The organism is Streptomyces sp. NPDC015127 (assembly GCF_043080095.1).
GTDB lineage: Bacteria > Actinomycetota > Actinomycetes > Streptomycetales > Streptomycetaceae > Streptomyces.
The window spans coordinates 1-7582 of record NZ_JBIBVE010000062.1 but is presented as its reverse complement, the minus strand read 5'-3'; the positions used below and the strand labels follow the sequence as shown (position 1 = coordinate 7582).

Annotated in this window: 5 protein-coding genes and 2 pseudogenes; 5 read left to right on the top strand and 2 right to left on the bottom strand. The window is 63.7% G+C overall.

Going from position 1 to position 7582, the window contains the following annotated elements:
- Positions 1 to 173: pseudogene (locus ACF08N_RS37520) on the top strand (IS630 family transposase); the annotation flags it as partial.
- Positions 174 to 296: 123 nt separating this feature from the next.
- Here the strand turns inward: ACF08N_RS37520 and ACF08N_RS37515 are convergent.
- Positions 297 to 1106 carry a C40 family peptidase gene (locus tag ACF08N_RS37515; RefSeq protein ID WP_392329192.1) on the bottom strand — a complete coding sequence of 270 codons (810 nt, stop codon included), beginning with the start codon at positions 1104 to 1106 and terminating at the stop codon, positions 297 to 299.
- A 2035-nt stretch (positions 1107 to 3141) separates the two neighbouring features.
- Between ACF08N_RS37515 and ACF08N_RS37510 the strand changes: the two genes are divergently transcribed.
- Together ACF08N_RS37510 and ACF08N_RS37505 are read left to right on the top strand one after the other, a co-directional pair.
- Entirely contained in the window at positions 3142 to 3549 is a 408-nt protein-coding gene (locus ACF08N_RS37510; protein WP_392329191.1) for a hypothetical protein, read from the top strand.
- Positions 3550 to 4053: 504 nt separating this feature from the next.
- Positions 4054 to 5247 (top strand): S8 family peptidase, encoded by a 1194-nt coding sequence (locus ACF08N_RS37505; protein ID WP_392329190.1) that lies wholly within the window; start codon positions 4054 to 4056, stop codon positions 5245 to 5247.
- A 261-nt stretch (positions 5248 to 5508) separates the two neighbouring features.
- Here the strand turns inward: ACF08N_RS37505 and ACF08N_RS37500 are convergent, their stop codons facing one another.
- Positions 5509 to 5643, bottom strand: a complete 135-nt coding sequence (locus tag ACF08N_RS37500) for a hypothetical protein (RefSeq protein WP_392329189.1) — start codon at positions 5641 to 5643, stop codon at positions 5509 to 5511.
- Positions 5644 to 5901: 258 nt separating this feature from the next.
- Here ACF08N_RS37500 and ACF08N_RS37495 point away from each other — a divergent pair, with 258 nt between their 5' ends.
- Both ACF08N_RS37495 and ACF08N_RS37490 read left to right on the top strand, forming a co-directional pair.
- Positions 5902 to 6651, top strand: coding sequence for a transposase (locus ACF08N_RS37495; protein ID WP_392329188.1), 750 nt, complete (start codon positions 5902 to 5904; stop codon positions 6649 to 6651).
- Positions 6581 to 7199 (top strand): annotated as a pseudogene (locus ACF08N_RS37490) (transposase). The gene ACF08N_RS37495 and the pseudogene ACF08N_RS37490 overlap by 71 nt, the downstream one beginning before the upstream one ends.
- Positions 7200 to 7582: the final 383 nt, after the last annotated feature.

Genomic DNA, 7582 nt, shown 5'->3' with positions numbered 1-7582 from the left:
AAGCAGATACGACGAGGCGTCCACAGATCCGTCCAGGCCCTCGAGAAGGACATCCGCAACTGGATCACGGCCTGGAACACCGACCCGAAGCCCTACGTCTGACGAAAACCGCCGACGAGATCCTCGAACGCCTCGCCTCATATCTGAACAGAATTCCTGACTCAGAAGACTAGTGCCTGACTACCAATCAGTCCGATACGCCCCCTACGCTCATCTGCTGGCTCTGCCCAGGGGGCAGCTACGGGATGAGCGTTCGGGCCACCAAGATCTCGCCAAGGTGATCCAGTGTCGTCACCTCATCTACGCGCCCGGCGGGGCGCGTGTACAACAAGACCGTCGCCGATGGCCATGGAGACGTGTTCGGGCCATGCGGCGTTGCCTTCGGTGAAGACCAGGTCGCCGGGCTGCAGAACGGTAATAGGTACGGCGCGTCCGTCGTTGATCTGCGTGTATGTGGTGCGGGAGATCTCGATACCGGCGACGCCGTAGGCGCGCTGTGTGAGGGAGCAGTCGCAACGGTCGCGGGGGTTGGCACCATGGGGGTTGTGCACGTGCCGCCCCACTGGTAGGGGGTGCCGAGTCGGCCGAGGGCCCAGCGGATCGCGTTGCATACCGGCATGGGCGCGCCTGCGGGAATCTGGTAGCCGTCGAGCAGTGTGCCAGCGGGGGATGTCGCCGTAGTCGGTGCCCGCCTGGGTGATGCAGTCGGCCCCCGACACTGTGAGGGAACGCCGCGGCCTGGGCGGGGACGGCGGCCGGGGTGCCGAGGTTTGGCGCGATGGCCTGCTGAAGGGCGATGGCGAGCGGTTCGTGCTTGGCATAGGCGTCGGGAATCCGGACTTCTGCACCTTCTGGGCGGCGACAGAGAGCGGCAGGTTCTGCCAGTCCTTGAGTGACTTGAGGGCCTTGTAGAACTTCGTCGCCGCGTACACCAGGTCCATGATCTGCTCGTGGGCGCCCCATCCCTGGGAGGGGCGCTGCTGGAACAGGCCGAGGCTGTCTCGGTCGCCGCCGTTCAGGTTCCTAAGGCCCGACTCCTGCAGGGCGGTGGCGAGCGCGATGACCTGGCCGCGGGCCGGAATCCGCATCTGAGCGCCGGTCGCCACGATCACCTTCGCGTGAGGCAGTTGTTCCCGTGGTGAGGGCAAGCGGATACCTGCACGTTGCCGCTTCCGGCAGGAGCGGCTTTCACCTGGGCCGCTTCGTCTTCGCTGCGACCGAGGCCGACGACGTGCCCGGCGATCGCCACCAGCAGGACGATCACGCTCACGCCGCAGGCCAGCGGCGCTGGATGTGGCGGTCGAACTGGCCTGGTTGTGGGCGCTGGTCCGGTGCTGGGTGCGGCGGTCGCCGGAGGTACGGCGCGGGCCGGGGCGCCGTACCTGGCCGGCGATCTCCCAGCGGCCGGCGCGGGGCCTTGAGGGTCAGCGCGTAAGTGAGCGGCCTACGGACCTCGTCGTGGCCGGTGTTGGCGCGCAGCGACGCAAGGAGCCGGAGCTGAGTGCCGTCGCCGGTCACGCCGGTGACCGGCTTGGCTCCCTGCTCGCCCTCGATGGCGAGGCTGTCGACGGCGATACCGGTGTAGGGCGCGGGGGCGATGGCGGTGAGCTTCGTGCCGGGGGCGAGGTAGCGGTCGAGCCCGCCGACGCCGGTGAGTAGGCGGTCAGGAACTCGGTGACGGCCTGCATGCGTGTGTCCGACGGGAGGGCCGGCCGCATCGGCCCGTACACAAGCGCCGGGGCCTCGATCCGTGCCGGGGCGGCTGCTTCCGCCGGCATCGCCAGCGCGGTGTAGCCGCTCGCCCCGACGGCCGTGAGGGCGGTGGCGACCGGCACCTGGAAAGCGGCGAGCTTGGCCTGGTCGCCCTCCCCCGCTCGAGATAGGCGGCGACAAAGAGCTGGGCGAAGCCGGCCGCGCCCTGCGCCCCGATGGTGGGCGGCGCGGCCGGTGCGGGCTTCCTCTGCGATGGTCCGGCTTCGGCCGGCGCCGAGCAGCGGGCCGAGGATGAGCAGCCCCAGGCCGTCCAGCGGATCGCGGCCGACATGTTCGCCTGGGCGCCGGTCGACCAGCCGGCCACATCCTGCGACGTCTCGTCGAAGTCCTGGTCCTGCGGCTCGACTTCCTCGCCCTCTGCGGCAGCGCCCTTCGGGGACAAGACGTCCATGCCGCCTTCTTCATGAGGCTGCTGCACCACCGCCGGAAAACAGGGTGTGGCCGGCCAGCTCGGCGACGCGGCGGCGTAGCTCGGCCTCCGGTGGCTGCCGCAGCGCCTCCAGGGCTGCGAGGACCTCGTCGGCGTCATCGGCGAGGAAGACCCGCAGCCGGTCGTGGGTGCGGGCGTCGAAGGGCTAGGAGACCAGGGCAGCACCCAGCTGGATGAGCAGACGTTGCGCAGGTCACTCGCTCCTCGCTGGCGTCCAGGGGTGCCTTGGTGGTCTGGGGCATGCGGAGCTCCTGTCGTGCCAGCGTGCGGACGATGGCCTGAGAGGAAGTCGGGGTCATGCCGCGCACCGCAGTTGGAGAGCGGCCGCGAGGCGGGCCACGGCACGCGAGCGGCGGCGCTGCCAGGCGGCGGCCGTGGTGCTGACGCGGGCGGCGGCTTCGGTGTCCGGGCCGGCGACGCGGAGACCCAGGCGTCGTCAATCGTGACCTTCACAGACGGAAGAGCGGTATCACGGACTGCGGCCCAAACGCCGGGGGCCATGCGATAACGTACTCAGCTTCCGAATTCAATCCAGGATTGATGTCGTCACAGCGGCAAGGTCACAACAATTCCTCCACTAAGTGAAACGGTCCACTCGACGGCCCCAGCTTCATATTCTTCTGGAAGATTTTCCTTCTGACTACTGCGATGATGAGGATTTCTTTACTCGGTCAGGGTCAACTCACACTAACCAGGGCTCCCTCCACGACGCGCAGCACCGTCTCGCCGGCCAGGGGTGGGGCCTCACCGAGTACGGCACGGCCCTACTGGGCTTTGCAGCAGATGAGGTCGAGTACTGGCTACTCAGGCCAGCAGCGGACGCTGGTCCTTGTATAGAGGCGTCCGCTTCCATAGACCCCTGGGAGCATCTGATGACCGTCCATGGCCGCGTTCCTTCTGGGAGCCGCACTACTGATGTTGTGTGGGCACTCCCGCCTATGGGCGGGGTACTCGGGGCGGCGCTTACCTGGCGTGTGCTGCTCGTTTCAGCCGCCGCGGCGGCGGCCCGTGAGGCGGTGCACCGGCAGCTGAAGATCTGGCGGGTAGGACCTTCGGTCATTGAGACTGTGCTGCTGATCGTGTCCGAACTGGTAGAAGGCGCGCGACGGCACCAGGCGTCCGCTGTATTCATGGAACTGGCGTATCCAGGCGGCCTGGTTGCCCTGGCTTTTCGCAGTGACAGCGCCAGCACCAATCGCGCTTCAGAAGACCGAGCCATCCGCCTGGCGGCCCACGATCTGCAGGCCTCGCGTCGCTGCGCTACGACATTGACGGTACTCAACGTCCCGGGGCAGGGCAGCGCAATGATCACCAGGGTTGGACAGGGGGAAGGAACTTCTGCATAAGCACGCCGCCGCCGCCGGCACAAGGGAAGACAGACTTATCTTCTGCCAGCGCTCAGCCGGAAGGTTGTCATGCTGTGCCCGTAGGCCGAATCTTGCCGCAGTCCTGACCTTCATACTGAATTCAAGGCGACATGAGCTGACATTCAGACCATGAGCGGCCCAGCCGGGAAGCTGTTCTGGTACTCCGCCGGTCCTGCCTGGCTGGAACATGGACTTCACCACCGTCCGCATCCACCGCATCGTCGCCGACTGTGAGCGGCTATGGATTCTAAAGCCGTCCCACTAGCAGAGAACCTCATTGAGTATCCATTACTCGTGAGTCCAAAATGCCAGTCTCGCATCCTAAAGGAAAGGGGGCACAGACTCCAACCCAACTCGGCGCAGTCGGCGCGACCAGGAGTAACCGTTACACGACAAGAGTAACAGTTATTCTTCGTACTTAAGAGCCATTTCTGGCAATGCGCATACCGTTCCTTGTGCTCTCAAAAATGAAATGGAATGATCTTGAATATCAAGTACCTACTTGCAGCCCCTATAGCAGGCGCAATTCTTTCGGTAAGCATCACACCTGCAACCGCAGGTGCGTCTGCCGCCCAGGAGAAACCGGTTCCTATTACGCAAGTCGCGGGGGAGAAGATTGCCAATGAGTACATCTTCAAGACGAAGGAGGGACTGGATCCCCGCCAGGTCGCTTCCCGCTTAGGCATTCAGCCAAAGCATGTATACCGCGGGGGATCGGCTCGGGGATTCTCTGCGACGGCCGCCGGGAAGACCCTGAGTAGCGCGCAAAGCCGAGGGGATCTTATTGATTCCATCGTCGAGAACAGCGTTGTCAACGCTACTGCAACCCAATCAACGGTAGACGCTGGACTATGGGGTCTGGATCGGATCGATCAGGTTTCTCTACCCCTTAATCAGACCTACCAGTACACCAGCACAGCCTCAGGCATCCACGCCTATGTCGTGGATAGCGGAATTCAATCCTCTCACCCACAATTCGGGCTCTTTAGAACCTCTAACGATTTCGATATTAACGGAACGCCAGCGGGTACTGACTGCCATGGGCATGGTACACATGTAGCTGGAATCATCGGATCTTCCACCCATGGAGTTGCTAAGTCTGTCAGGCTGCATGGGATCAAGGTAACCCCTGCATGCTCCGCTGGAACGTCAGCAGCGAATGTAATGGCTGGACTCGACTGGATTCTGCTCAATGGCAAGAAGCCAGCAGTCGTCAACATCTCCATGGCGGGTGCCTTCAACCTCTTCCTAAATCAGAAGGCGACCGATCTCGTCAATGCCGGATACTTTGTGGCCGCTGGTGCCGGAAATAACGGCGAGGACTCTTGCAGCGTTTCCCCGGCAAGTGCGGTCGGGGTCATGAATGTAGCCGCCTCAGACAAGACCGATAAGCGAATGGTTAACCTTGACGGTGTGACGAGCGCCACTGGACTCTGCACGGCCCTCTATGCCCCGGGGCATGCCATCAGGTCGACCTATATCGGTAGCCAGACAGCCACCGATTCGGGCACCTCAATGGCGACCGCATTCGTAAGCGGCGTAGCTGCTCTGCGACTTAAGACGAACCCGACCGCCAGCTCCGCCTACAACTGGATCATGGAAAACGCTAAGCCGAAGATTACCAACGCTCCTGCGTTCACGACTGACCTCCTCCTGCATAAAGGTCCTTTGCTGTAACTTCTCGCCTGCTGGGTAGACAGTGAGCAGCGAAAGGGCATGTTAGCATTTCCCCTTTTGTGCGATTCTCCCGACTGCCCGGCCGGCCTGGCTATACCTTCGCATGAACCGCTGATGGCCGCTGCCCCGGCTGTGGCCATCAGCCCTGAGACAGACCGTGCAGCACCGCAACTGGCTCGTTCACCTAGCGTCGAGACGCAAGCGGCATCTGTTAGGAAGCCCGGCGAGTCCAATCGTGTAATCGTCCTCACTAGGGTGCTTTCAGACGACGCTGGGCGGCGCGAGCTGGAAGACATCGGTCAAGGTGTGGTACTGCACTTTTCCGTGGTCGGTGTTCGGATCTCCCTCGCTGAGAAGTTCGGGGCACCCCGCAATGGCCGCCGCTTCGTCAGCCACGGGCTGAAACGCATGGTCACCAGCCAACAGCTGTCGGCATCATCGAGCCACCTGCGGTGGCGATCGGGCGAATTGAAACTGCCCATCAAAATCCCCACTGCGGCACGTTTCGCACCCCGGCTTGTGAGAATCTCTCCCGCCGCGCACCAACGTCTCTGATTTGGTACAAGAACCTCCTCCCACTGATTAGCCGAAGATCAAGCGTCGAGCTTGGGTGTGTACAACAAACGGTGTAACTGGATCTTGGAGTGACACCGAATGACTGAGGTTGTACGCAAGTTGGAGACCAAGGCATCGTCGGAGCCGGAGGCGGCTGCCGAAGCGTGTGCCGTGGATGACCAGCTGGTCGGGATGCTGGTCGAGCGGGCCCGGGCGGAGGGGCTGCAGCTGCCCGGTGAGGGCGGGCTGCTGCAGCAGCTGACGAAGCGGGTGCTGGAGTCCGCCCTGGAGGATGAGATCACTGATCACCTCGGCTATGAGAAACATGATGGGGCCGGGAAGAACGGCGGCAACTCCCGCAACGGGAAGCGGTCCAAGACCGTGCTGACTGACGTGGGGCTGCTGGAGATAGCCCTGCCCCGCGACACCGACCGCAGCTTCGAGCCGCAGCTCGTCAGGAAGCGGCAACGCCGGCTGACCGGCGTCGACGAGATGGTGCTCTCACTGTCCGCGAAGGGGCTCACGCACGGCGAGATCTCCGCGCACCTCGCCGAGGTCTACGGCGCCTCGGGGTCGAAGCAGACGATCTCCACCATCACCGACTCGGTGATGGACGGTATGGCCGAATGGCAGTCCCGTCCGCTCGACCGCGTCTACTCGGTCGTCTTCGTCGACGCCATCAACGTGAAGGCCAGGGACGGTCAGGTCGCCGACCGGCCGGTCTACATCGCCCTCGCGGTCACTGTCGAGGGCACCCGCGACATCCTGGGGCATCTGGGTGGGCGACGGCGGCGAGGGCGCCAAGCACTGGCTTCAGGTCTTCACCGAGATCCGCAACCGCGGCGTTGAAGACGTCCTGATGCTCGTCTGCGACGGGCTGAAGGGCCTTCCGGATGAGGTCGAGACCGTGTGCCCCGCACGATCGTCCAGACGCGCAACATCCACCTCATCCGCAACAGCTTTCGCCATCTGGCGCGACAGGACTGGGACAAGGTCGCCAAGGACCTCAAGCCCGTCTATACCGCTCCTTCGGAGGCCGCCGCGACCGAACTCTGCCTGGAGTCCAGTGACACCTGGGGCAAGAAGTATCCGGCGGCGGTCAAACTGTGGTCCGACGCATGGGCGGAGTTCGTGCCCTTCCTGCCTTCGACGTCGAGATTCCCAAGGTGATCTGCTCGACGAACGCGATCGAGTCCGTCAACCCCCGCATCCGCAAGGCGGTCCGGGCCCGTGGGCACTTCCCGAACGAGTCCGCGGCACTCAAGTGCGTCTACCTAGCGCTGATGTCGCTGGATCCCACCGGCAAGGGGCGACGTCGCTGGACCATACGCTGGAAGGCGCCGCTGAACGCCTTTCAGATCGCCTTCGAAGGCCGTCTCATCCCGGCCGCCAAGTAACCCACAACACCACAGATCATCCGTTAAGTTGACACTCCCCCGAGCTTTCCACCCAGCATGGCCTGACGAACATTTGCAGTCGGGGAGGATTTGTGGGTGGCCAGCCACACGTCAGGGGAGTACTCGGTGTGGTGAGGCGAGCAGAAGGGGGTCCGGGCGGATTAGCGATACGACGCGCTCTCTGGTGTGGCATCGGGCACAATTGTCGCCGTTGACCAACTTGGTCTTGAGCAGCCGCAGTCTCCCGTCACTTGGTCCGATTCCTTGGCTGCAGGTGATGGGTGGGTGTTATGTGGTGGTGAGGCGTGCCCAGTGGGTGGTGTGGCCGGTGGTGTGGGTGTGGGTGCCGTGGGTGGGGGCGAGGGCGGTGACGATGCCGAGGC